Origin of the sequence: Mucilaginibacter lutimaris (assembly GCF_042676625.1) — a bacterium.
Taxonomy (GTDB): Bacteria; Bacteroidota; Bacteroidia; order Sphingobacteriales; family Sphingobacteriaceae; genus Mucilaginibacter; species Mucilaginibacter lutimaris.
Genome location: NZ_JBHTIA010000002.1, coordinates 26703 through 52648, shown reverse-complemented (window position 1 = coordinate 52648; position 25946 = coordinate 26703). Strand labels below are relative to the sequence as shown.

Genomic DNA, 25946 nt, shown 5'->3' with positions numbered 1-25946 from the left:
AAACCTTAAAAATAATGCGCATCAATCAAAAAAAACGCCCGGTTTTGAAAGCTTCAACACTTTTCAATTTCACTGAGACGACATTGACCAACCAGGGATTTCCAACCAATGACCCAACTATCACAACGATCAGTTCGATCGGTATTTTAAAAACCAGGCCTTCGCGATAATAGCTTCCCTTACACGTTAACTGAACCTTAGTAATGCGGGTGTTAAGCCATCCGCATTACGTACTATGCACTATTGATTTAATTCTATCATCCGATGAAAAATTATTTGAACAGCTTACTCGAGCCCCAAAGTAACGCGACCGAAATAACTTCGCTGCTGGTTAAAATATTGAATGTCAATATTTCTGATAGCTCTTTAAAAAATAACATTGAACATCATCCCAATTATCCCAGTCTGCTGAGTATCAGTGATGCGCTCACGTCCTTTGGAGTAGAGAACCTGAGCATTAAATTTGACACAGCCCGCTTTACCGAGATCCCTTGCCCCTTTGTCACACAAATCAAGGGAATGCGCGACGGAATATTTTACTTTACGGTCGTTAAAGAAGTGAGTACTTCGTCTGTAAATTATTTTGATCCGGAGACCCATCTCTGGACACAAAGCAGTCATGAAACGTTTCTTGAAATCGCATCGAATGTCGTTTTACTGACCGAGACGAGCGCAATAGCCGGCGAAGGCGACTTCATTAAAAAGGTCAGATCGGAGAAACGCCGTAAACAGGCGAGAAACCTGATAATTTTCACCCTTCCTTTGTTAGTGGTGCTGGCGGCTGCATATGATCTCGTACAAAGGGGTAACGCTGTTTGGGTTCCTTTTATATTTTCAATATTTGCTTTGACCGGCACATTGGTCGGCGTGCTTTTGTTATGGTATGACCTGGACAAGTTCAACCCATTACTACTGCAGATATGCAGCCCTCAAAAGAAAGTGAATTGCGGGGCTATATTGGAGTCCAAAGGGGCCACGATAGGTGGAATAAGCTGGAGTAAAATCGGTTTCAGTTATTTTACCGGACAATTACTTTTCCTGATATTCCGGGGCTTTACAGATCCTGCGGGGCTAACGCTTTTGGGCTGGTCAACTGCCCTGGCATTACCTTACACCGTTTATTCTATATATTATCAGTCGGCTGTCGTTAAACAGTGGTGCAAACTATGCTTGTGGGTTCAAAGCTTGCTGGTTTTACAATTTATCGCTGCTTTAATCGGAGGATGGCATACACTTGCACAACTACAGTCAATTCCGGTGAATGTCTTCCTGCAATGGATTACCGCTTCGGCGATACCTTTTATTGCGGTCGTAATTTTGTACCCCGCGTTGCTGGATGCGAAGGAAAAAAAGAGTGTTACAGCCCGATTAAAGCAACTTAAACACAATTTCAGTGTATTCTCAACCCTGCTGGAACAACAAAAAGCACTTAGCAAAAATGCAGAAGGTTTGGGAATTAGTTTTGGAAAACCAAATGCCAAATATCAAATCATCAAGGTATGCAATCCCTATTGTGGCCCCTGTGCCAAGGCGCACCAGCCGATGGAGGAGTTGCTTCACAATAACCCGGATGTACACCTCCGTATTGTATTTACACCAAAAAACAACGACCCCTATCAGGCCGTGGAACCGGTAAGGCATTTCATGGCGATTGCTGAAAAGTTAGGTACGGAACAAACCAAGGCCGCGCTGGATCAATGGTATCTGCCGGAAAAGAAAGATTACAAAATTTTCGCTGACAAATATCCGATGAACGGTGAGTTGCTAAAGCAGGGAAATAAACTTGACGCGATGGGCGACTGGTGCAATGCCGTTGATATCCGGCATACACCAACTTTTTTCATCTCGATCAAGTCCAACGAAAACCAACCGTCAAGGTTCTTTCAATTGCCGCCGGTATACGAAGTTTCCGACCTCAAATACCTGCTGGCAGAGTGATGCGTAGCTGCTAAAATAATATTTTCATTCTGTATAAACTCGAGTACTTACAGAATGAACTTTGCCTTAATGTTTCCGGGCAATAAAAAAGGGAACAGGTATATCTACTAAAAATTAAATTATGAAATCTTTAAAACTGAAAGCTTTGAAACTTGGTGCTGAACAAGTACTGGACAGAAGCCAAATGAAAAACGTAATGGGTGGTTTGGTAAATGAAAGTGCATCAACCCAGGATTGCGTTAAGGATGGCAACACTTGCCCTTGGGGCGTGTTTGCACATTGCTGTAATGCGTGCGTAGCGTTTGTATGCGGTGGTAAAATTCTTAACTAATCGTATCAGATGACTAAAAGCGGTAGTGAACTATTACCGCTTTTATTTCAACTTTAAGAATCGCTAAATTACGAAATCCATCCATGATCTTCTTATCCTCACAGCCCGACGATTACTATTTTTTATGGCAGCTACAATTACAGGTTTTTAATTTCCGGTCATTAGGAATAAAAAGATCAGATATCCATATCCTATTGGGATATGATGTTGACAAAGGGCTAAGTTCAGTCTTTGAACAATTTATATCCGATAATCCCGGAGTTAACATTCACGCTTATCCGGACACGAGAGAAAGCAAATCCTATGAGCCATCCCTTCGCTGGCATATCATCGCCAAGCATTTCCGCAAATTTCCGGCCCTTCAGCAGGCGACTGTCTTTCATCACGACTCGGATATACTTTTCAAATCCCTACCTGATGTTAAATTGCTGACTTCAGACGATACCTGGTACGTTTCGGATTGCAGGCATTATCTGGAAAGTTCCTACATTAAAGATAAAATCGGTGAAAGCGGCTTTAAACGCATGTGCAGCCTGGTTGGTGTCGAAACACACCATGTGATCGCTGAAGATCACAATGCGGGCGGGGCTCAGTATGTCCTTAAAGCTCTTGATGTGGCTTTTTTAGAAAAGATGGAAAAAGACTCCGAGATCATGTATAAGTTTCTACTTGAGGAAAATAAAAAATTGATTGGCCTTTGCACACATGATGGAGACAATAGAACGATACAAGCCTGGTGCGCAGATATGTGGGTAATCTGGTGGACAGCGCTGTATTTTGAAAAAAAATTTGTTATTCACAAAGAACTTGAATTCGCATGGGCAGGTAGCCCCGCCGAGATGCTGGAAGAACGTAAAATACTACATTATACCGGAGCAGGGCAAGACCCCGCTTCCATGATATTCAAAAAGGGCGATTTTATTCATTACAGCCCTATTGATCATGATCTTAGCAGCATAGACAGAAAATCAGCCAGCGGATATTTACTGGAAATTATAACTGGATACAAACGAAGCAATCGTTCCAAAAGGGTCGATATGCTTGATGTTACCATTTTCCTACCTGTCAACATCAGGTCGGACGAGGACCTGGAAACAGTTTACGCAATAACCCGTTTTCTCGACAAGCACTTCAGCACTTGTACGATTCTTGTCGAATACGGGCTGAAGCCTAGTATCGACCGACAAAAATTACCGGAAGAACTGAATCACCAATATCATCGAAATGCGTATTTAGACACTTATGGTCTGGTCAGCACCATTAATACGCCATATTTCGCGATATGGCCGGTTGACGTCATAGTAACTATAAAGCAGATTCAGCAGACTATGTTTAACTTGCGTACCGGTCAACACTCACTAATAAGGGCTTACAGCGCAGCAGGAACTCAGGTTGACCTCCTACTGAAACAAATGTTCTTAAAGATATTGAGCGTGGATCTATTTGAAGAAAATCATGACAAAATGCGCCCAATATCCAATGGCCAGACATCAGGTCCAGTTTTCGGCAGCCTAAAAAAGATTCAAGAAAATATAAAATATCAAAAATTGGATTGGCTGACAGCCAATCTTACAGATACTGATATTGCCTTTGTTAACGGACCAGTTTACCGTTTAAGTTCCCCCGTCCATCAATGTATTCTATCATGAGCGAACTGGTCAAACAAATAGAACGCTGGCTGGTCGCCAACGAAGAAGTCATGAGTGCATCTTGCAGTTTGAGAGACGGGCTGGCCGGAATGATCCTCGTCTATTTTAAGCTCCATGTCATCACACATGACCCCCGCTATAAGGCAAGCGGCCTAATGATGCTGGACCAGCTGAGTGAACAGGTCGCCGCTGTAGAGCGTGCTGATTTCAGGGATGGTATGGCCGGTATTGGCTGGTTGATCGAATGGCTGGCACAAAACAAGCACATTGAAGCGGATACCAACGAACTACTTGCGGACATGGATGATGAACTTTATAAAAGTGTGTTATACAATGTCCATCCTTCAAACGCTTCCATTGGGCAATTTACTGGCAGAGGCCTTTATTTTTACCGGCGCCTGTTATCAAAAAATAAAAATTCCAGCCGTTACAGAATGCTTTGCCTGCGCGAATGCTTGACCCTGATGACCGACGGGATTTGCGACCAGTTGCCTATTCTCGTAAAAAAAATGATTTCCTGCGCGCATCCTCACCGCATGGACGAAGCAGAGTCTGTTTCGATGGGTCTTATATTTCTGTCATTGACAAAAAATTCAAAATTAAATGCAAATGAATGCAAAAATATCATTTGCGAAACGCTTAATGAGCTGTCTAAATATCTGCTGTCCAAGCCAGTTGAAAATTGCTGTTCGTCAGCCGATCTTGTCCTGATCCGGGCGTATTATCGATCGGGCATCCTGTTAAACGATGCCCGAACCATCACTAGAGCGAGGGATATGGCTAATATGCTGCAGGATTTAAACCGTCCCTTAACGGAGCGGCTTATGCTTGCAGAACTGCGGCCTGAAACGGATGCATTCAAAGCTAATGATATGGAAGCATCAGTACGTTGGACACTGCCTGATGTGCTGAATATCCTAAGAAACACATACAAAAAACAGTCGCTTCCAACAGATGAAGAAATTTTCATCTGACTAACGATTCCAAAAGCCCATTTAAAATCAACAAGCGCCGATAAGATATATTAGCCAATCGAAAAAATCGGTAGAGTGTTTTGGCTCATAAGCGCCGGTGTCGTCGCCCTCAACCTTGCCATTTATAACAGTGAAACCTGCGCATGCTATACCTTATGGCAGCACCAATGATGCTTGATCTAACTTCCAGTAATATTATGTAGATCATATGATATCAATCAGATTCTGGATGGAAAACCTTTGACGGCCGAATACAAGAAAAAGGTTGACTTGCAGGAATCAGATCTGCAAAAATTCATCGGTACTTACGTTGATAAGCATAACAAAGATGAGATCCAATACATCACGTCTCTCAACGGACATCTTATCCACAACTCAAAACAGGAGGCCTGGAGCATGCGCTTTTTTCCCATATCATCCATCAGTTTCAGGCAATAAGACAAGGTGGCGCAGATGGTGTTTTGAGATTTACCGCTTTACAAATGGAGATATAAGGCTTGAAATCTTAGAAAACAGTTAGACAGATGTAAGTTTTCCATCTTATGAATTGTAAGAAATTTGTGTAATTGACCTTGGCATCGGTTTCTAATAACTTGATGTCCGTATGTTCACACGATTCTTTTAAATTTGCACAATCTGATAAAAATGGTGCGAATACAACAATTGTTACAGCTTAAAATCATAAGTGACTAAAATTAAACTTATGCTAAAATCCGTTCGAGTCCCGACCACAATTATAAAGCAATGCAGGGACTGATCACCAATTTATACAACTGTCAGTGGAGGTGAACAGCCCTTTCAATTGATATAAAGTTGCCAATTTTTTCCCTGGCTCTAATGTATTTAGTAGTTATTAAATCCAGCGATTAGCATAGACCCATCAAAACTAACCTGGTTTCTCCTCGTAGTAAGTATCACTCAACATGATCTTCGACATATCATGCCTTGTGGCAGCCGTAATTCATGCAGCCGCAAGAGTACATTTATATCTGATCAAGTTAACAGATAACAACGGTTTTTAGCCCTAATAATTCACCAAGTTTCTCAATTTTTGAAGCGATATGCCCCCTCCCTATCGCACAGTGATGGGCCGGACCCTGTTCATTCCATTTTTCTACAAAAACGGCAGCATCGATAGGGAACCGATAACGGCTGTTTGTGTTACCAATTTCAAGAACCGGCCCCGGCACGCTTTCAGCTTCCGCCACGAGGAACAGGAGCTTGCCATCAGGAGTTTCTACAACAGATAGGAGCGTTACCTTACCATGTGCCACAGACATTTCTACCGACAGGCCATTACCGACCTTGCCATGGTAGATCTTTAGCGGCTTTACTTTAACCCTTCCCTCTGCGATTTTGGGGTGGCACGGGCCATCATGCCCCATCAATACAACGTTATCATTAAAATCCATTGCATAATACTCGGTAAAAGATCCTCCTGCCCCAAAAATATCCATAATTTTCATGGCCTGAACATTCTTCACCTCATATTCTCCTGCAACCGGAACACCATTTGCCGTAAGCATGGAAGTGCCTAAAATGATAGAGCTCATGCTATGCTCATTTGCCGGTATCCCTACCCCTTTATGATAGTAGGCTAACGAGCCCAAACCATATTTTTCCACTAATTTATCAAGCGCAACGGCTGTGTTTGCAGCGCGCGTAAGCTCTGTTGCAGAACAATCCGGTTCAATGTCAAATGCTTCGTTAAATTCGGTTATTTTAGTCTTTACTTCATCCGCAGTAACATTTTCCCTTAATTTTGATAGCTCATCAACCTCAATGATCTCTATATGGCCGCCAAAGATGGCACAGTGAAGCCGCAAATTGGAATAGATATCCAGCATACCCGAGTAATAATTACCCATTAAACCAAGCACATTGCGGGACATTTCGTGAGCTACCCTGGCAGCCTCTATCCATTCGCCGGCTTTTTTCCACACATGCTCATCATCCAGTGTCCCGGTGATCTGATAAAATGGAACTCCCGCGCTTTTTAGAACATTAGCGGCTTCGGGCACCGGGCAACTGCCGCAATAGGCCAGCCATTCCGCCGTCATGCTGGAACGGTCGGGTAGCTGATTGAATGCACTGTAATCAATTGCGGCAGCGGGGCTAAGGTTAAGCATAATAACAGGTGCTTTTGACTTACGGACCGCAGGCAAAACTGTTGACGAGAGTGCATATGTGGTGGCATAAAGAAAGATAAGCTCCACGTCGGCCTTCCGGAAATCAACGCCGGCCTGAAACGCCTTTTGTGCATCGTCAATAAGGCCGAGGTTTATAACTTCTGCTTCGAAGATGCCAAGACGCTGGCTTACGGCTTCTATGTAGCCCAATAAACGATCTTTTAAACCAGGGAACTGATCCCAGTAGGTCTTTAAACCGATTCCGAACAAGCCCACTTTAAATGTGTTTTTTTTTGATGTATATTTTTCCATTGGGAAGCCGTTTAAACCTAAACGGGCGGTTATTATAATATAATATTGAGTTGTAAATGAGCTAAAGACGGTTGCAATTTATGAGGCCGTATGTGTTAAAGCATCTTAGGATGATCCCATTACTCATCGCTTAGAAAACCCGAACCTTTATTTATCCGCTTCCGGTATTCTAAGGGCGTCATGCCCGTTCTGCTTTTAAAAAGCCGGCAAAAGTAAAAATACGACTCAAAGCGCAGGTCGTTTGCTATCCATTTGGTTGACAGGGACGGATCACTTAATAAATTTTTAGCACGTTCTATCTTCAGTTGTATGAAATATTGCCCCGGAGAAAGACCCGTATGCGCCTTAAAAACCTTCCGAAACCATGAATAGCCGACCTGAAGCTGATCGGCGGCAATTTCCGGAGAAAAATCCTCATTTATGTTTGAACGGAAGAGCAAAAGAGCCTTATGAATAACCGGGTTCTTGATATCAAAATCAACCGTCCCCTGCCTTATAATGGCATGGCAACTACCCAACAACGATAATGCCGCGCCTGAAATGTCTGGCTGATACCCGGGGTTCTCTGTCTTTGTTTGCTCAATAATATAATTAAGGGTGTTAAATACCTTTTCATTATAGCCAATAAACAAACACGGCAATTCCTGCTTAAAAAAACCGTTAGAAACTAACCTGTCCATTATTTCCCCCTTTAAACCTATCCAGTATTCATCCCAGCCGGTATAAGCATGTGGTTTGTAACGGTGCCTGTCCCCGGGGTAAAGAATGATTATGGTTCCGGCCCGGATATCCACAACACCCGAACTGTCTGACTCAAAAACCCCCTTCCCCGCCGTGATATAAATAATTTGATATTCGTTTAATACCCTTCCTTTTTTCCAATTAAAATTATGATGCCCCGGATGATTGGGCACCGGATAACAACTATCGGGCTTTACGCGCGTGCATCCGGCATTGACAATGGATAGGCCCCATCCTGCATCCTCATCACTTATTGGTAAATATTTGTAATAATTGTTCATCCAAACATAATAGGTAAGCATTAGCCATTAAAATTCAGTATTGATGTATTTGATCTGCAAATAAGGCATAGCTGTTCATAATGCCTTTATTACGGTTTTAAGATGCATTGTTTCACCTGGTATTTTAGTAAAGGTATTACCGTCATCCTTGCTGCCCGTAAGGTAAATACCTGCAAGTTTAGATTGCTTTTGTGCTAAAAAACCGTAATAACCTACAGTAGAAGTAGTACGTAAAATAGCCGCATACCCCCTACCCTTTTTCACCTTAAAACCGGGCAGGATCGTGAGCTTCTTCGCCGACCAGCCAATGTCAGCCACGGGTATAATTTTTTTGAATATAGGTGCAGACATTTGTACCTTATTATTCGCTATAGCGCAAATATAGATCTCCAGGTCCTTATCAGGATGGTGATTTTTAAACAAAACCATTTCAATTTTTGTAAGCCGGCCATTGCGATAAGCAACAAATGTTTGACCCCATTGCGTTTTTTTATCGATCGTATCCTTAGGAATAAAATAGTTTTTTTCGGGCATCGAAGCGACGACACGCTTTTGCAGAGATGAAACTTTTGCTTTAAGGTATGCTTCTGCACACTGTAATGGTTTGATGCTGCCATCGGTATCAAACTTTAATTGCGCCCAATAGTAATTTGCAAGGGCTTCATTTTTGGCTGCGTTGTTCCATAGATCGCTGCCATAAAGAAATATATCGTCTGATTTGATTTTGATGGTTGAGACAAACGATGGCTGGCCGCCACAAGAATTGTTGCTGATGGAAACACCTTCGCTCCACGGGCCTAATGGGTTACCTGCCATACGGTATGATGTGCCGGTACCTGAGCAATAACCGCAATTCGGATCGGAATAGGTGACGTAATAGCGGCCTTTTCTTTTAAAAAGCGCGGGTGCTTCAGTTGATCCAGGTGTTACCATTTTTACACATTCGCCGGTACCTGATAAATAATCATTGCTTAGCTTTTCAATAACGATCGTACCCTTGGTTCTCCAGTCTGTATAGGCGATATAACCCCGGCCGTCGTCATCAATAAAAATATCATGATCCCCATTGTTTAGCCCTGCCGCGGGTTTATCGGCATTTACAGCAAGCTCTGGCTCTGCTGTCTCTTTAAAGGGCCCTACAGGCGATTTGCTGGTAAACACCCGGTAGCCGATAACGTTATCGTAGACATTTATCCATAGAACGTAATTGTTATTGAGCTTGTTATAGACCACGTGCGGGCGAAAACAGCCATAAGTTTTACCATCGCAACGACTTTGCCATACAGGCGTTTTAGCATCAAACAGATACCCTTTATCTATCCAGTTAACCAGGTCTTTAGAAGAATAAACTTTAAAGCCGCAAAACGGGGCGCCTTTATTCCCCCACTCAAACCCGCAATCATAACTGGTGCCATACAGGTAGTAGACACCATTGAATTGTGCAATTTCCCCGTCATGAGCATCTATTGCATCCCCTGCCTTGCTAAGCCGTATAAGTTGGCGTCCTTCTTTGTCAAAATTTTTTATTTGGCATAACGCACCCATACTGCCAGACAGGCAAATCAGTAAGGTAAGGGTAAAAGTCAGTAAACGTACATGAGTCATCTGCAAAAGGCTTATATTGATCAAGGTTACTATGAATAAAACAAATTCGTTGGTTAATCAAATTTATAATTATATAAGGGCCTGCTCCTGACTTGTATGGCTTATTGTTTGTCTTTTTTGATAATTTAAAATAGGATAATATCGTTTTCGGGATCACATATTACTCTAATTGAACCATTATTTTTCTTTGCACTAATATCAAAAAGGTTAAAAATTAGTGCGTTAAATCCAATGGTGCTGCTATCGTTTTACAATACATTTGATTGACCCTAATATGAATCTTTCAAAATGCCTCAGTATTTGCTTACACCCATGAAAAGCCACCAGAAACGAGCTTTGTTGAATAGCTTACTTATTAAGATGGCCTGGTTATGCTCTATTACATTAACCAACAGCGTACCTGTACTGGCTACCCGTAACACATTGCCGCGTCCCGGAAAAACGTATGTTATCGAAAACGGTAAAATTCAGCTTGTAATCAATTGCGGCAACCAAGCCAGCGTTGTATCCATGGCGCTGAATGGCAGGCAGGTAATTAACGCCCCTGACGGCATGTACACCGCTCTGAATTATAACGGTAAAACCTTTACTTCTCTTCATCTTCTCCGCAAGCCGGCGGCTGTGCCGGGGAAAGATGGCATCGTAATCAATAATATTATCTATGGCGATGATGAACTCTCTGTAGCGGAATGCTGGACATTTTTAAGAAAAGGCGATGAGATTGTTTGGCAGATCGCCCGTAAATTTTCTAAAAAAGTAGCGCTTACCGCAAATTCCGCCCCTGTTATCAATTTTAAAAGCATAAAAACCTGGGACGGTGCCTTCCAGGGTTATGGCGGATTAGCCTGGTTCTATCTTTTTACAGACAAGCCTTCAAGTTATGGGGTACATTCACAAACATCCCGTTTTTGGAACAGCCGCAACGCCGACGGGTTAGACGTATCCGTCAGCTCGCCCGGAAATAAGGTAGCCATGACGTACAAGTATACCGCTGATAACCGGTTGGAGTACACCATCGTTGTTTCACCACAGGCAATTATTCCGCGGTTGGATAAAGATACACACAGGAGACTATTTATCAGAGGCGACGGAAATGTGTGGGAACCGGTGCCGGGAGTAAATAATTCAACCCAGTCGGTTATATTCAAGTACGCTAACAATACTAAGCGGTATGACCGGGGACACCTCACAGGTGTCAACGGTAAACAGATAAGTGCCGTTTTAAATACAATTGCCCGCATTGGCGTTATTGATTCGCTCCACTACGGCGGTAACAGCTGGGCAACGCCTTATGGCCCTATTTGCCTGCATGAACAATACATTGCGCAATTAGGCTTAGGCATAAACGATCCGGCCTACCTAAAAGGGTATAAAGCCTGCCTTGACTTTTACCGTGATCATGCGATCAAAGCTGATGGCCGGGTTTATTCCCGCTGGGCCTACTCTAATGAAGACGCGGCCCCCGGCCAATATAATAAGTATGGTTTTTATGAAGCACAATGGGGAACACTGATGGACTCTAATCCCGATTACGTTAGTAATGTTGCAGACCTTTTTGATCTGACGGGAAACAACAATTGGGTAAAGGGCCAGCAGCAGGCTTGTGAAAAGGCGCTCGACTGGATACTTAACCGCGACAAAAATCATAATGGACTGGTGGAAATGATGAATGATAACCAGGACGAGCAAAAAAGCAGCGACTGGATAGATATTGTGTGGGCATCTTATGAAAATGCCTTTGTAAACGCTAAACTATACTACGCGCTCAGCAAATGGGCTAAAATTGAAAAATTACTTGGTAATATCACCAAAGCTGAATATTATAAAAATTTCGCTGCAAAGCTTAAAGAGAGCTTTAACAAGCCATGTAGCCAGGGTGGCTTGTGGGATGAAGAAAATAACTGCTACGTACACTGGCGTGATAAGAGCGGCGCTATACATGGCCGTAATATGGTAACACCGGTAAACTTCATGGCGATCGCTTACGGCATTTGCGACCAGCAGGAAAGACAACAACAGATACTGGATGGCATTGAAGAGCAGATGCAAAAGGAAAAACTATTTTTTTGGCCACTAACCCTTACCTCTTACGAACCGGGTGAATTGCGTAAAGATCAGCTTCCGTTCCCGAATTATGAAAACGGAGACCTTTTCCTGTCCTGGGGGGCTGTCGGGGTTGCGGCATATGCCAAATACAAGCCTCAAATCGCTTTAAAATATGTAAAGAATGTCCTTCAACAGTATGGTAACGATGGGCTGGCCTTTCAGCGCTACAGTCGCAAAGATCAACATGGACAGGGTGACGATATCCTGGCCGGGAACAGCCTTGCCATTGTCGGTCTTTATCAGTCCATCTATGGTGTTAATCCGTTGTATAACCGGTTGTACCTGGATCCGCATTTAACACCCGAATTGGCTGGCACCATGCTTAAATACCATTATCAGGATCAGTTGCTAAACATCAGGTTGAGCCCGGGTGACTATATCATTGCTGACGGCAGAGTTGAATTACGCGCCGCTGAGAAATTTGGATTTTATGCAACAGGCAACCTGCTCAGTTACTTTGATAAGGGCGATGAAAATCCTGCAATGCAGATCACAGGCAGCACAAGATATCGGTTAACCATTAATTTGTGGACCGGACAACAAAAAACATTCACCATAAATTCTTTAAACGGAAAAGCGCAGCGTGTAACTTTCCGCATCAGGGCTCTCAAGCCATTAACCATGTATAGTTTACGGGTTGGCGGGAAAATAAGCAGCACAAAGAGTAACAGCAAGGGAGACATCGTATTTACAGACAATACTTCAGCCGGAGGCCGCAAGATCAGTATAACGGCTTTTTAAAAGGTCTTTCATAAAGCAGTTAACTTCGAACTGATCAGCTACAGGAATATTACTGAAGGGTACAGTAGGCATGTACGGGGGCGGGCCAAACTCGGTTGTAAAAGTAAGTACCGCCCGCCCTGAACGTTTGTTCGCCAGCACGATAAGCTCCCACCAGTCAAGAAACTTTTCCGAGGCATAACGCCATTCTGATGCCCTTGGGTCCGGCACCTGGGGGCCGTTTTCATAGCCTATTCTCGCATGTACATGCCGCGTCCTTTTTATAGCCTCATGTATGGCCGGCTCAAAATTCTCCAACATGCTTTCTGTTACGCAGGTCCAATGTGAAAAGTCTGCCGTTATTAAGTAATCATCGCGAAGGCTGAACAATTCCGTGGCAGACTGCGGAGAATAACCCAAGCGCCCCCGATGGGTTTCATGAACCACGAGAATGCCTGTCTTAGTAAAGAAATTATGAGCGATGTCTATCAGTTCGATATTTTGTTGCGCCGTAAACCAGTCGCGGCCCGTATGGGAATTGATAAGTATTGGTTGCGCTGCCGCACATTCCGTTAGGCGCTTTTTAAAAGACGCTTTGAACTGTTGGAAGGTACTGCCCTGCGCCTGGTACTGATGTGCCAACAGCGGCATCTCGAATTGCTGAAGATAATCATATAAGATCTTACGATCACTTTTATACTCAGGTATCCAGGTCTCCAATCCGTCAAAACCGGCAATTCTCACTTTTTCAAGAAATGAAAACAGCGGCAGATGCTCATGCCCCCAAATCGGACATAATATTTTAATTTCCACCAAATTATTCTTTATTATATATAAGCGGGGTTTGGTGCTCATCATTCAGCAAGTCACCAATTTTAAGCTCACTTATCTGCTCATCGGTAAGTATATTTTGTATGCCGTTATACCTGCTTCCATTGGGCATGTAAGCGCAGGTCATAGCACGGCGGGAACCGGAAGTCATATTGGCATTGGCGCCATGGATGGTTAAACCGTTGTGAAACGAGCAACTCCCGGCTTTCATGGGAGCGGCAACGGACGGCAAGTTTTTAATGCCCGGGTAATATTCAAAAATCGAGTCCATGTTTTTTCCAATTCCGGGATTTTCAAAACCGGTTTTCTTGTGAGATCCCGGAATAAAAAATAAGCAGCCGTTTTCGAGTGTAGCATCGTCAAGCGCGATCCAGATAGATAAAGCCCTTCGGTCAGAAAAAGACCAGAATGGTGTATCTAAATGCCATGAGGTTGGATTTGCCCAGGGCTTCTTAAACAAAGCCTGATCGTGCCATATTTTTATGCCATCTACACCGGCCAGATTCGCCGCCATTTCTCCTATACAGGGGTTACAGATCAATTCCTTTACCTTTTCATCAGTTTGCCAAAGGTTAATCATCTGATCAAAAACCTTGCTGAAGTAGTCAGCATCATTATTTATCCCATCGTCTTCACCAACCTTCCCGGCTTTGCCCGGTATTTTTTGGCCAGCCCTGTTAGCAATGGCGTTCATGACGGTTTCTCTCCAGTAATTAAGCTCATCCGGTGTAAGAAAATCTTCAATAACAACAAACCCGTTTTCCTGGTAATAATCAATTTGTGACTGGCTAACTGAGGTATTCATATATTTAGAGGTTTTGACAGTTATGGCAAACGTACCTAATAAGTGGTAGTGCTCCTTTTTCAAAAAACAGCAATCTTTTGTATCTTTTGATATACAGTCTGAGATAGCATAGCATACTATATAGCATATTCTTTTGCCTTGAATATCAAAAAGGATAAAAAAAAACTAAAAGAAGAAATACGGGCAAAAGATCTGATGATTACTTTCGGTAATATTTATAGACGATCTATTGAAAAAGAACTTTTTTAAATATCTTAACATCACTCCGGTTGAAGAGAAGTGGGGAATATATGTAACTGCTGCGGGTTACTCAAAGGTGGATCCATTTGACAATTATCCGAACCAGGAACACCCCGAAAGCCATCATTTAACCTGGAACAGGGGGCGGATACTGAACGATTACTATATCGTATTCATTTCAAAAGGCAAGGGTATCTATGGTTCATCACTTGTCGAACCAACTGAAATTAACGAAGGGACATGCTTTTTTTTGCACCCCGGCGTATTACACAGGTATAAACCTAACCGCAATGAAGGATGGGAAGAATATTGGGTGGGCTTTAACGGCTCATTTGCAAAGCAATTAATTGAAGGCAATTTTTCAAACGCTCAATCGCCTTTTGTTTATCTGGGTCTAAATAAAGATCTACTTATTCTTTTCAGAACGATGATCGAGTGTATACAGGCCTCATTAATTGGTTACCCTCAACAAATCGCAGGCACTACGATGCAAATATTAGGGCTTATACATGCTACATTACTGCATGATGCTGCAACTGATGACCCTGTTGTTAAATTAATTTCCAAAGCTAAATTTGTGATGCAGAAAGATTTGGACGGCCCCCTTGATATGTCAGCTGTGGCAAAGCAATTACCCATGGGCTATTCCATGTTCAGGAAAGCTTTCAAGCGGGTTACGGATCAGTCGCCCAATCAGTACCACCTTAATTTACGCCTGGAGCACGCCAAAAATTTACTAAGCACCACCATCCTAAACGTTTCTGAAATTGCAGATCAAACCGGGTTTGAATCTGTATTCTATTTTTCAAAACTATTTAAGAAAAAAATAGGAATTTCTCCGCTTCACTACCGCAGCGCAATAAAATCTGAAACTATAGATTAATCTTTTTCTGCAAGTACTATCCAATAAACGCCCGTAAGCTTCTCATTACATTTCACTTTCCTAACAAGGTCATTAGCTGTTTGTTGGCGGCATCTCCCTTCAACAAGATTTATCAAAAAGCGCAAATAATTGTCCAAATCGGGCATTCCATAGCGGCCCATGCTAAGATAACTTTGATTTAATCATTATAACCTGAAGCCCCCGGGGCTCAAAAAGTTAAGCACTAAACAAATTAACAGCTACATGAAATTTCTTGCAGGAAACTTAACCATGCTGTGTACCGCCATTAAAACAAGTAAGGGTACACCTTATCGTTTGGAAAGCGGATGAGAAGCTATTGCCTCCTGCCTGCCTTTGTTAAACTACTGTATAGCGAATTTTCAAGAGCAATAATGAAGCTCGACTTTCACTTTTAAAACCAACTAACCCTTAATTTATGAAACCAAAACTTTTACTATTAAAAATCCGGAAATGCGGACTGTGTCTTTTGGTAGCGCTTATCGCTTTATTACCAAAAGTCAGTCATGCACAAACTGAGGTCCGCGGGGTCGTACGAGACTCTACCAATTCCGCTACCATGCCGGGGGTCTCCGTCGTCGTAAAAGGGACAAGCAACGGCACCCAAACCGATGCCAACGGCAGGTTTACTATTGCCGCAGCCAATGGCAGCACTTTGGTGTTTTCTTTTATTGGCTACAAAACAAGCGAAAGTGTGGTAAGGGACAATACCTTATTAGATATACGCTTAGCAACCTCATCCCAGGGACTTAAAGAAGTAGTTGTTGTAAGCTACGGAACACAAAGCAAACGGGAAGTAACGGGATCTATAGGGCAGGTCAAAGCATCCGAACTGAAAGATATGCCTGTACCCAATGTTGGACAGCGGCTGCAAGGCAAATTAGCCGGGGTACAGATTAGCAACAATTCGGGCACCCCCGGTTCAGAAATGAGTTTTCGTATCCGTGGTTCTGCTTCAATCAATGCAGGGAATAACCCATTAGTAGTTATCGATGGATTCCCTTCACAAAGCGGCCTGCAAACGCTGAGCCCAGAGGAAATAGAGAACATTTCCGTTTTGAAAGATGCATCTGCTTCGGCGCTTTACGGTTCGAGGGCGGCAAACGGGGTGATCCTCGTAACTACCAAGCAGGCAAAGGTTGGCCAAAAGAGCCTGACTTTTAGTGGATATTACGGTGTGCAATCTGTTCCGCAACGCGGCCGCCCTGATCTGATGAATGCGGAGGAATTCGCTCAGTATAAAAAAGAATATTTTGAAGATGCGGCTAAATATGAAGGATACACCGGAGGTGTACCCTCAGTTTACGCAAACCCGTCACAATATGCCGGTAAAAACGGAACCGACTGGTTTGGGGTATTATTGCGCAACGCGCCTACTCAAACTTATAATATCAACTTCGCCAATGGCACAAAAGATTATAAGGCAGTTGTAAACGCCAGCTACAGCCGGCAGGATGGTGTAGTATTAAACTCTGCCGACGAGCGGTACACTGTACGGTCTAACAATATTTACACGCCATCAGATAAATTCACGCTGGGAACCAATGTGGAACTCTCTTACGGTAATAACCAGGTGGTTCCGGGCCTTGATAATGGCCGTAACATTATTGCAAATGCTTACCTGATGGATCCGACGCTGAATTATAAAAATGCTGACGGATCATACCCTATCTCTTTCAACCAACCCGGTATGTTCCCAAACCCCAACTATTACCTTGTAGTAACCCAGAGAGTAAATAAAACTGCCGCGGCACGTGTGTTGGCCAATGCCTTTGTAGAGGTTACGCCTATAGCAGGTTTAAAATTAAAATCTACCATTAATGTAAACACCGATAATACTAAAAACCGACAGTTTACACCTTCAACCGCGCAGGGTGGTTTAGGCTCGGCACCTCCGAGGCCTGCTACCGGCAGCTACTCGACAAGTAATTTCGTTTCATGGCTGAACGAAAATACCGTTAATTATAAAAAGTCTTTCGGTGGTCACAATTTTGAGGCATTAGCAGGTTATACGGTACAAAAATTCTCGGCCGAGAATAGCGTGATCAATGGTAGTCAATTCCCTGACGATAATATACCCTGGGTTTCTGCTGCTACCACACGTATTGGCGATGTAGGTGCCGACCAATGGTCGCTCCTGCGTTTTGTAGGCCGGTTGAACTATAACTATAATGAGAAGTATCTGTTTGAAGCTGCCTTTAGCAGGGATGGTTCTTCCCGGTTTGGGACCAATAACAAGTATGGTAACTTTCCGTCTGTTTCTGCCGGTTGGGTAGTGTCTGATGAAGAATTTTTGAAAGATATAAAACCGATAAATTTTTTAAAACTGCGCGCAAGTTACGGTAAGGTAGGCAACAACAATATTGGTAATTATACTTATCTCGCTGCTATAAACACCAGTAATTATGTATTTGGGAATGCCGTTACGCCTGGTAAACTGCTCAGCGGCATCGGCAACAATAACCTTACCTGGGAAACAAGTACCAGCTACGATTTAGGGTTAGACCTTTCAATGTTTGACAACCGTTTATCATTCACTTATGATTATTACTGGAAAAAGACAGATGGATTGCTGTATGCTATTGATATCCCGGTACAGTCGGGCTATAATTCCATCACTTCTAATGTCGGGCGTTTTGACTTTTGGGGGCATGAATTCACCATTTCAACAAAAAATTTAACCGGCGCCCTAAAATGGAACACCAACTTTAATATTTCTTTTGACAGGAACATCGTTAAAAAACTGGGTACCAACGATGCCCCTATCGGCGGTTATAATGAATACTGGGATGACAACCGGACGGCGGTAGGCCAGCCTATAGGCATGTTTTATGGCTACATCAATACCGGCGTTTATATGACACAGCAGGAATTTGACACGCAGCCCCACGGCGCTACATCTATGGTTGGAACCGCCCGTTTTAAAGACGTTAGCGGGCCGAACGGCGCTCCTGACGGTAAAATAGACAGCTACGACCGTACCTGGATCGGAAACCCCAACCCTACATTTATCTATGGATTAACAAATACATTCACTTATAAAGACTTTGACCTAAGCATTACTGCTGCCGGTACGGTAGGTAATGACATTGCAGACGATGCCATCCAGTCAACTGAAAATTTGGACGGTGTTTTCAACGTATTGAAAGGCGTATCCCGCCGCTGGCGTTCAGAAGAAAATCCCGGGGATGGTATTTACCCAAGAACCCGCACAGGCACAACTGCAGATTTCAGGAATTTTACGAGCAGGCAGGTTTTTAGCGGCACATTCCTTGCCATTAAAAATATCACATTGGGCTACACACTACCGGTTAAAGCCACCAAGTACTTTAAAAGCTTCCGGGCTTATCTCAGCGCTCAAAACGCGTTCATATTTACAAAATATCCCGGCATCAATCCCGAGGCAGGTTTTGCCGGATTGAATGGCCTTAACCAAGGCCGAGATTGGACCAGTTACCCTGTCCCTCGTACGCTATCTGTAGGCTTTAACGCAGGGTTTTAACAAATACTTAAATGATCAAGATAATGAAAAAGACAATATATACCACACTGTTGATATTAGCATTGGTATCTTGTAAAAAGGATACGCTTAATCTTGTGCCGCAAACGCAACTTAGTTCCGGATCTTTTTATAAAGATGCAGCCCAGTTTAACCAGGCACTTACAGGGGCTTATACTTACCTGAGAGGCATAGCATTCATGGGTATTTATATGGACGAGATGCGTTCGGACAATACTTTCTTTACCTTTTATTCTGCCGACCGCGGCACGGGAACCAGCGCGGAGGCCTATGCTGAGTTTATTGATAATGGTACAACCAGCCAGGAGCCAAATACACCAGGCAATCGTTATGGTAATGCTTATTCCGGTATTGCTGCTGTAAACACTATTTTAACACAACTTAACAACTCATCTTTATCTTCAGCTGAAAAGAACCAGATCACAGGCGAAGCACTCTTTCTACGCGCTTTTTACTATTATGATCTGGTAACTCATTATGGTGGCGTTCCGCTGCAACTGGAACAGGTAACAGACGTAGACGGCGCTTTTATGCCGCGAAGCACAGCTGATGAAGTATATAAGCAGATCATTGGAGATCTTACGTCGGCTATGCCTAATTTGCCTGTTGCCAAAACTTTTCCGCAAACCGGACGTGCAACGCAGGGGGCGGCAAAAATGCTGCTGGCCTACGCCTATATGTCTGAACCTACCCGCGAGTATCAAAAAGCAGAAGCCGCCCTTATTGATATTACCAAAATGAATTACTCCCTGTTGCCAGACTATACCAGCGTGTTTGACCTAAGCAATAAAAATAGCCAGGAGTCGATCTTTGAAGTGCAATACAAAATGGGTAACGATGGACAGCAAAGTGATTTTGCCTGGCGCTTTATTCCAAAATCCAGCAGCGCGAAACTGCTGATCGGGATTGACGTCAGTAATGGCGGCGGCAGTCTTCGCAGCGGCGGATGGAATGTGCCTACCCAAGAATTGGTTGATTCATACGAAAACGGCGATAAACGTTTGCCAGCTTCGATCGGTGTTGTCGAAGGCACACTTGCCAGCGAAATTTTAACACCAACCGCTGTTAAAAGTCCGGTTGGATATACGCCAACCGCTGGGGTAAACTTCTATTATTTCGTAAAAAAATATCTTCATCCGCCATACCAGGTGGATTGGAATACAGATGACAACTTTCCGGTTTACCGTTACTCCGGCGCGTTGCTGTTACTGGCCGAATGCCTCGTTGCCGAAGGAAAGGCGGGCGAAGCCCTTCCTTACCTAAACCGGGTACGGGCAAGAGCAGGTTTGCAGGCATTAACAGTTGCCAACAAAGAGAGTGTAGCGAACGAAATGCGGCATGAACTGGCGTTTGAAAACCATCGTTGGACCGATCTGATCCGTAATGGAATGGCCATAGATGCTTTGAAAGCAAAAGGGCAGCGCCTGAAAGCAATAAACGGCTGGTTGCTTCCGGGCACTTTCAACGTCACACAAGAACGGTTGATCTACGCGATCCCCTTCAGAGAGCTGCAGATCAATAACAAACTAACTCAAAATCCCGGCTATTAACGGCAGCAAGGATAGTCATAACAGCTTAGGATAAATACATGCGGACAGTGCCGCTACGACAGCCGCGCTTCACGTCGTTAAATGTTATTACAACAATGAAGCTATCATAATCACTTATGAGATGGGATTCATACCCCAATTATTTAATTCAAATACTGTATTTGAATTAAATAATTGGGGTACTTTATTTTATTAAGATTAGCGACACCTGGACACTTTCATCATGACAAGCCTACAAGGCTATTTTAATTGCTAATTTAATTAGTAATTAAGTGAGTTTTTGTAATTTTGCTTTAAGATAAATTTAAGAATTTATAAGCAACAACAAAGGTGTCTGAAATTTATCCTTTATCAGTAAGAATTATATAACCGGGCGTATATAAGCTACGTTCTAAAGGATCAAGGATTAAAGTGATTAGCATCGACAAACTACTACATCGGCGTATTTTGACGCAGAAAATAAAGGTAAGGTGAACCACATGGAAAGCAACAGTATTTACAGGTAAGTGCCTTTTCAGGACTGATAGGTGCTTTGTTGACACAATTGTTAACTGGTTTATTTGCTTATCTGGGAGACAAAAGGAAATCGGATACCGAACTTAAAAATACGTTCCGCAACAAACTGGTAGAGATCACCGAAAGTTTTTATTTCGTTACCGGTGAAAAGATGGCCATCATCAAGAAGAACATGGGTTACTGGGCCAATTACAATACTTCAAGAAGCGGAAAAAGCCTTGATTTCCTCCAACAGGAAATCTCGAAGTTAAACGGTCATATGGAGAAGCTGGATGCCAAAAACTGGAAGTCCAATTTGGTGGAATTATATTTTGATGTTTCCTTAACCAGCGAGAGAGTGATCACAACTAACCTGAGGTCTAAGGAATTATATCTTAGGGTCTTGGATATTACCGAGCAAATCGCGCACGCTCTGCCAGAAGAACAAACCGATCTTTATCGATTGCGCAACGATGCTGTAACTGACATGCTGCACCATTATGATCAGGTGTATCACGATATGTCCGTTGATATGGGTATTGTCAAAACCGGACTTTTGAAACAGTTTCATTTGTAGTACGTGGTTCGAATGGCCTTGTTTACGGATTAGTGTTGATAGTATTAAGCAATCAAGTGCCCAACAAAATTAGTTATTTAATTGCCCGAGCGTTTGCCGTCTCGAACAACTGGTTAAGCCGCTGTTCTTTTTCTCCATATCCCTGGTATATGTATGTTGCGAAGCAGAAAGCGCAACGTCAGTCGAATTCACCTCACTTTTTTGGCTTGCTCCCGATCGACAAGACTTTTCTTATTTAAAACAATCCGTTTCTGTGTTAGGGATAGGAGTTGTAACTATATCCCTACCAATTCCATCCTCCAACAGGAATACAGTGCTGAAGGTTCATTTTAATTTTACGATGTGTTCAAATGCGACACGCTCGCACACAGGTTTGGCCAGTTCATCATACTCAGAACCGTAATTCACGATATAATCAGATTTTAAAGGCCCTTTACGTGTAACATTGATTTTTATAAAGTAAAATGAATTTGTTCCTATCCGGAAATTCAACACCTTTTTATCGAAAACGGCAAGAACGCTAAAAGCCTTTTCCTGTAAATAGCGAGACGGAATACTGAGCTTTTTATCGGCGTACGCCAGTAATGTTGCGGTATCCTTTCTCAAGACTTCATAATCAACGTTTTGGATTTTTTTCCCGAATTTTAAAAATTCAACATCGACCTGTTTCCATCCTGACTATAGCCTACTTTAAAAAACAATAAAAAAAGACTGCAAATAAATATATATTTCATGTTATGTTGATTATTTGCGATCTTTTTGAAATCACCATATGACATGGTAAAGATAACTTTATCTCCATTGTAAAAATTTACCTTTTTGCCTGCAGACGTTCCGACCTAATAGTTGTGGCGCTACGTTTTCCCCTTCCATTGCTCCGACTATACCCAATATTTATGATAATTGTATCTATCTTGTTAAGATTAACGAGCACTTAATGTATAAAATAAAATTAATCATAAAAAATATTTACTTTTAAAAATCTGATTATTAAGCATTTAAATTATGTGTGTGTTTTACAATATGTAAATTTAACAACAAATTTACTTTTACCATAGTGTATAAATACCATAGATTTGCGGCAACTATTACCAAATTTAACCGGTATGTCAACAGCTATTACGCTTGGCCAGTTTATTATAGAAAAGCAAGCCGACTTTCCATATGCAAAAGGAGAACTTTCCAGAATACTCGGTCGGAACAAGCGCTTTAACGCTTCTATTATGATCCTCGAATATTTTGATTAGATATTATTTTCATCAACACCGAAAAGCAAGTTCTTAATGGCTATGGCAGAAACTTTCTTGTTGCCATCGATGAGCTTTCTTCTCGCCTCATGAACCTTATGAGAAAGAATATCAATAAAGCTGTTCAACGCCCTGGTGTCATCTTTTGATCCGGACGCCCTCCCCTTCCGCGAATCTCATCTAGAAGGTTCCCATTTACGTTTGGTTGAAATTTCGCTTGATACGCCATCTACTGTAATCCTCAGGTAAACGATCATGACTCCGCCACGATAGTTTTGTGGCTGTTTGAGGAAGAATAAAATCCCCAGTGTTTTTTCTAACATAATTACTGCAATTAAAGGGTTAACAAATGTCGAAAAGCAGTACTTATGAATCAAGATGTTCAATTTCTGAACAGGCTACATATCAGTGAGTTACATCACTTTCAGTGCGTGTTTTTTTGGCTAAACCACCACGCACCGAATCACGCACTTTTATATTGCCTTTTTTTGCATGTTTTGTGTAGTATAAAGAACAAAAAAGCCGCTAAATCATGCGATTTAGCGGCTTTTTGCGTGTTTAACTAGTATTTCAGCGGTGAGGGAGGGAAAAGAACCCAACTTTTAAACCACTTATTTTAAGCACTTTAATATCTTCTTAGTTAAACACTACACGAATCACGCACTTGATTCATATAACGCCTATCGCGTATCAAATTTAAGCAAAATCTAAATACGTTAGCAACTAAAATCTATCTGACTCTCAAGCTCATAACCCAAAGGTCGTAGGTTCGAGTCCTGCTCCCGATACCGAAAAGGACAAAGAGGCATAATCGAGGCTTAGCTCGGGTATGTCTCTTCTTTTTTATGATATAATCTGCTGTAAAAAGCTATATACAAAAACACCGAAGTTATTTGAGTGGTTCGACACGCATTTAATTGATAAAACGAATTTACCAAATAATTTAGTGTAAAAGAAATAACCTATTGTAAATAAGGTATTAAGCGGCCATCGCTGTATATTTTATTATTTGATAAAAATCATTGATTATTAACCACTTTTAAATTTTTATCGCAATACTCTCCAAATGGCAGCAAACTTAAAGGCTTATTTCAAAGAACGGATTATTGAGTCGATCGCTACATTATCATCTCAGGTATTCCCGCAGGTCGTAAAGGTAATTCTCGAACAACAAACTGGCGAAAGGTTTGAATTACGAGGACAAACAGTGACCGGTGAACCGGTTGGATATACGCTCGATGCCAATTCAAAACACTTCGAAAAGGTCTTTTGAAGTTGGCAAAGAGGCACTTTATTTTAAAGATAAACGAAACCTGAAAATAAAAGGTGATTTACCGCACGCTATACAAGTAGCGCCGCATTGTCAAAAAATATTCCTGGTATCCAGCAGAACCTGCGGCCCTCAAAAATATGCTTACCTGAATGCTTACACTGTCAGGGTCTTTAAATTATTAAATAAGGAAATTAATATATATGATGGCAGATATCTTGGTGAGTACATTGTTGATCAATTCCTTGAAAAACAAGATACATTTAATATAGATAAGCTGGTCCCTCTAATACCTGCCTTACAACAAATTAAAAATGAGTTTCTCTTCACCAATGATTTGCCACAATCTCCGAAATCCAATATTGAAAGAAAAGATGCAAAAGACATCGTAAAAAAACTCGGCACGACCAAACAGATCATTGTTCACGCTAAAAAGCTTTTGGAAGTAAATGCATGAAAGCCAGTATCTAATTGGCTAAAGGATCATAAAAAACTCTGTGTAGAAGCTGCCGAGGGAATACAATTGCACAGCAAAGCCGTTTTCTTCACGGTCAGCCAGGAAAGTGCCCTGCAATACGGCATTGGCTTTTTCGGTTTCTGTCAGCTAATCAAAGTCGTAAAGCGTGAGCATCGTTCAAAGATAAGCATACGGTTCCGCTAGCAAAATAGCCTGGGTCTAATATTCTTTTTCTAAGGTTATTTTGAGGGTTTCGGACAAGCAGGGATGGCTTTGCAAAAAAGCGGTTCTTTGCTGGCCGGTCAGGTTCTTATCAAGCCAGGTTTTTACGTCGCCGCGTTCGAGGATGGCCGGTATGCGGTCATGAATTTCGGCCATTTTTCGGTTGGGCGGCATGGTAATCATCAGGCAGGTGGGCAACAGGATGTTAGTGTCTACATCCATCCAGATATCCCATAGCCCGGCAATATAAAATGGTTTGCCGTCGGCGCGTTCGATGCGGTAAGACTTTTTTTGCGTTACGTTGTATTCAAAAAAGGCCTGGATGCGGATGACGCAATGTTTTTTGCCTAATTGGTTGCGCCAGTTGGTATGCAGGTTTTCGATTTTTGCATGCTTATGCTTATTATGAATCTTTTCATCATCGGCAGTTAGTAAACCCCAGCGGTATTGCTGTACTTTATCGGGTAGGGCGTCGGTGACTACGGTTAGCATGGAACCGGGGTTACCTGTAGTATTAGGTTTGGGTTTAAACTGACGGCCGTCGCGACCGGTGATTAAAATATCTTTTTGTTCGCCTATTAAAACTCTTCCGCACATAATCTTCAATTAACGCACAAAATTACTAAATATTTTAGTAATCGATTAAACATTTAATTGAAACAATATTTAGCTGTTTCTAAACATTCCTAGCACTTTAGTATATTTGATCGGTATTGATAATTATCCCTAAACAAATTGTAATTATCCAGCAATCTCATATTCATGAAAATCTTCCGGGCTTTGAACAGGAATCAGATGTCTACGACCTGCAAGACCTGTTTTTTGAATTAGAATCTAAAGAAATCGGTTGCTTAAAGCAAATTTCAAAGCTGGTAAAAGGCGAACTGCAATACGGTAAAAAATGAACAGGGTTTCAAGATCCGCTTGCTAAAAGCGAAAGAGGTGCAGGTTGTCCCAATAGATCTGCCACACGGATTGGCCTATTACGAAAAGATTCTTTTAGGATTGTAGCAAGAATTATATAATAACTTCTGCTACAGATAAA

Annotated in this window: 21 protein-coding genes; 14 read left to right on the top strand and 7 right to left on the bottom strand. The window is 42.3% G+C overall.

Annotated elements, in window-relative coordinates; translation table 11 throughout:
* Positions 1 to 264 precede the first annotated feature (264 nt).
* From ACFQZI_RS00265 to ACFQZI_RS00245, 5 genes are all read left to right on the top strand, one after another.
* Positions 265 to 1938, top strand: a complete 1674-nt coding sequence (locus tag ACFQZI_RS00265; RefSeq protein WP_377137172.1) for a vitamin K epoxide reductase family protein — start codon at positions 265 to 267, stop codon at positions 1936 to 1938.
* A 121-nt stretch (positions 1939 to 2059) separates the two neighbouring features.
* Positions 2060 to 2269, top strand: coding sequence for a hypothetical protein (locus ACFQZI_RS00260; RefSeq protein WP_377137170.1), 210 nt, complete (start codon positions 2060 to 2062; stop codon positions 2267 to 2269).
* An 83-nt stretch (positions 2270 to 2352) separates the two neighbouring features.
* Positions 2353 to 3918, top strand: coding sequence for a hypothetical protein (locus ACFQZI_RS00255; protein ID WP_377137168.1), 1566 nt, complete (start codon positions 2353 to 2355; stop codon positions 3916 to 3918).
* Positions 3915 to 4892, top strand: coding sequence for a lanthionine synthetase LanC family protein (locus tag ACFQZI_RS00250; RefSeq protein ID WP_377137167.1), 978 nt, complete (start codon positions 3915 to 3917; stop codon positions 4890 to 4892). The genes ACFQZI_RS00255 and ACFQZI_RS00250 overlap by 4 nt, the downstream gene beginning before the upstream one ends.
* Positions 4893 to 5132: 240 nt before the next feature.
* Positions 5133 to 5330 carry a hypothetical protein gene (locus ACFQZI_RS00245; RefSeq protein ID WP_377137165.1) on the top strand — a complete coding sequence of 66 codons (198 nt, stop codon included), beginning with the start codon at positions 5133 to 5135 and terminating at the stop codon, positions 5328 to 5330.
* A gap of 560 nt (positions 5331 to 5890) precedes the next feature.
* Here the strand turns inward: ACFQZI_RS00245 and ACFQZI_RS00240 are convergent.
* The 3 genes from ACFQZI_RS00240 to ACFQZI_RS00230 all read right to left on the bottom strand — a co-directional run bounded on the left by ACFQZI_RS00240 (position 5891) and on the right by ACFQZI_RS00230 (position 9960).
* A complete protein-coding gene (locus tag ACFQZI_RS00240) occupies positions 5891 to 7333 on the bottom strand; it encodes an arabinose isomerase (protein ID WP_377137163.1) in 1443 nt (480 codons plus the stop codon).
* 119 nt (positions 7334 to 7452) lie between these two features.
* Entirely contained in the window at positions 7453 to 8355 is a 903-nt protein-coding gene (locus tag ACFQZI_RS00235) for an AraC family transcriptional regulator (protein ID WP_377137161.1), read from the bottom strand.
* Between the two features lie 75 nt (positions 8356 to 8430).
* Positions 8431 to 9960: a family 43 glycosylhydrolase gene (locus tag ACFQZI_RS00230; RefSeq protein WP_377137159.1), complete on the bottom strand. Its 1530-nt coding sequence runs from the start codon at positions 9958 to 9960 to the stop codon at positions 8431 to 8433.
* A 312-nt stretch (positions 9961 to 10272) separates the two neighbouring features.
* Between ACFQZI_RS00230 and ACFQZI_RS00225 the strand changes: the two genes are divergently transcribed.
* Complete coding sequence (locus ACFQZI_RS00225; RefSeq protein WP_377137157.1) at positions 10273 to 12807, top strand: alpha-L-rhamnosidase-related protein; 2535 nt, start codon at positions 10273 to 10275, stop codon at positions 12805 to 12807.
* Here ACFQZI_RS00225 and ACFQZI_RS00220 read toward each other — a convergent pair.
* Together ACFQZI_RS00220 and ACFQZI_RS00215 are read right to left on the bottom strand one after the other, a co-directional pair.
* Positions 12769 to 13599, bottom strand: coding sequence for a sugar phosphate isomerase/epimerase (locus ACFQZI_RS00220; protein WP_377137155.1), 831 nt, complete (start codon positions 13597 to 13599; stop codon positions 12769 to 12771). The genes ACFQZI_RS00225 and ACFQZI_RS00220 overlap by 39 nt on opposite strands.
* Before the next feature lie 4 nt (positions 13600 to 13603).
* Positions 13604 to 14422: a phytanoyl-CoA dioxygenase family protein gene (locus tag ACFQZI_RS00215; protein ID WP_377137153.1), complete on the bottom strand. Its 819-nt coding sequence runs from the start codon at positions 14420 to 14422 to the stop codon at positions 13604 to 13606.
* 229 nt (positions 14423 to 14651) lie between these two features.
* On the opposite strand from ACFQZI_RS00215, the gene ACFQZI_RS00210 reads away from it, so the two are divergent.
* The 4 genes from ACFQZI_RS00210 (at position 14652) to ACFQZI_RS00195 (ending at position 21705) form a co-directional block, all read left to right on the top strand.
* Complete coding sequence (locus tag ACFQZI_RS00210; protein ID WP_377137152.1) at positions 14652 to 15545, top strand: helix-turn-helix transcriptional regulator; 894 nt, start codon at positions 14652 to 14654, stop codon at positions 15543 to 15545.
* 436 nt (positions 15546 to 15981) lie between these two features.
* Entirely contained in the window at positions 15982 to 19065 is a 3084-nt protein-coding gene (locus tag ACFQZI_RS00205; protein ID WP_377137150.1) for a SusC/RagA family TonB-linked outer membrane protein, read from the top strand.
* Positions 19066 to 19088: 23 nt separating this feature from the next.
* The gene (locus ACFQZI_RS00200) at positions 19089 to 20633 is read left to right on the top strand and encodes a RagB/SusD family nutrient uptake outer membrane protein (protein ID WP_377137148.1); all 1545 of its coding nucleotides are present in this window, start codon (positions 19089 to 19091) and stop codon (positions 20631 to 20633) included.
* Positions 20634 to 21177: 544 nt separating this feature from the next.
* Positions 21178 to 21705, top strand: a complete 528-nt coding sequence (locus ACFQZI_RS00195) for a hypothetical protein (RefSeq protein ID WP_377137146.1) — start codon at positions 21178 to 21180, stop codon at positions 21703 to 21705.
* Between the two features lie 324 nt (positions 21706 to 22029).
* Here the strand turns inward: ACFQZI_RS00195 and ACFQZI_RS00190 are convergent, their stop codons facing one another.
* Positions 22030 to 22311, bottom strand: coding sequence for a hypothetical protein (locus ACFQZI_RS00190; protein ID WP_377137144.1), 282 nt, complete (start codon positions 22309 to 22311; stop codon positions 22030 to 22032).
* Between the two features lie 500 nt (positions 22312 to 22811).
* On the opposite strand from ACFQZI_RS00190, the gene ACFQZI_RS00185 reads away from it, so the two are divergent.
* From ACFQZI_RS00185 to ACFQZI_RS00175, 3 genes are all read left to right on the top strand, one after another.
* The gene (locus ACFQZI_RS00185) at positions 22812 to 22952 is read left to right on the top strand and encodes a hypothetical protein (protein WP_377137366.1); all 141 of its coding nucleotides are present in this window, start codon (positions 22812 to 22814) and stop codon (positions 22950 to 22952) included.
* 1066 nt (positions 22953 to 24018) lie between these two features.
* A complete protein-coding gene (locus ACFQZI_RS00180) occupies positions 24019 to 24225 on the top strand; it encodes a hypothetical protein (RefSeq protein ID WP_377137142.1) in 207 nt (68 codons plus the stop codon).
* The gene (locus tag ACFQZI_RS00175) at positions 24191 to 24679 is read left to right on the top strand and encodes a hypothetical protein (protein ID WP_377137140.1); all 489 of its coding nucleotides are present in this window, start codon (positions 24191 to 24193) and stop codon (positions 24677 to 24679) included. Before ACFQZI_RS00180 ends, ACFQZI_RS00175 begins: the two co-directional genes overlap by 35 nt.
* A 219-nt stretch (positions 24680 to 24898) precedes the next feature.
* Here ACFQZI_RS00175 and ACFQZI_RS00170 read toward each other — a convergent pair whose 3' ends face one another.
* Positions 24899 to 25498 (bottom strand): SOS response-associated peptidase, encoded by a 600-nt coding sequence (locus ACFQZI_RS00170; RefSeq protein WP_377137138.1) that lies wholly within the window; start codon positions 25496 to 25498, stop codon positions 24899 to 24901.
* A 116-nt stretch (positions 25499 to 25614) separates the two neighbouring features.
* Between ACFQZI_RS00170 and ACFQZI_RS00165 the strand changes: the two genes are divergently transcribed.
* Positions 25615 to 25806: a hypothetical protein gene (locus tag ACFQZI_RS00165; protein WP_377137136.1), complete on the top strand. Its 192-nt coding sequence runs from the start codon at positions 25615 to 25617 to the stop codon at positions 25804 to 25806.
* The last annotated feature ends 140 nt before the right edge of the window (positions 25807 to 25946 follow it).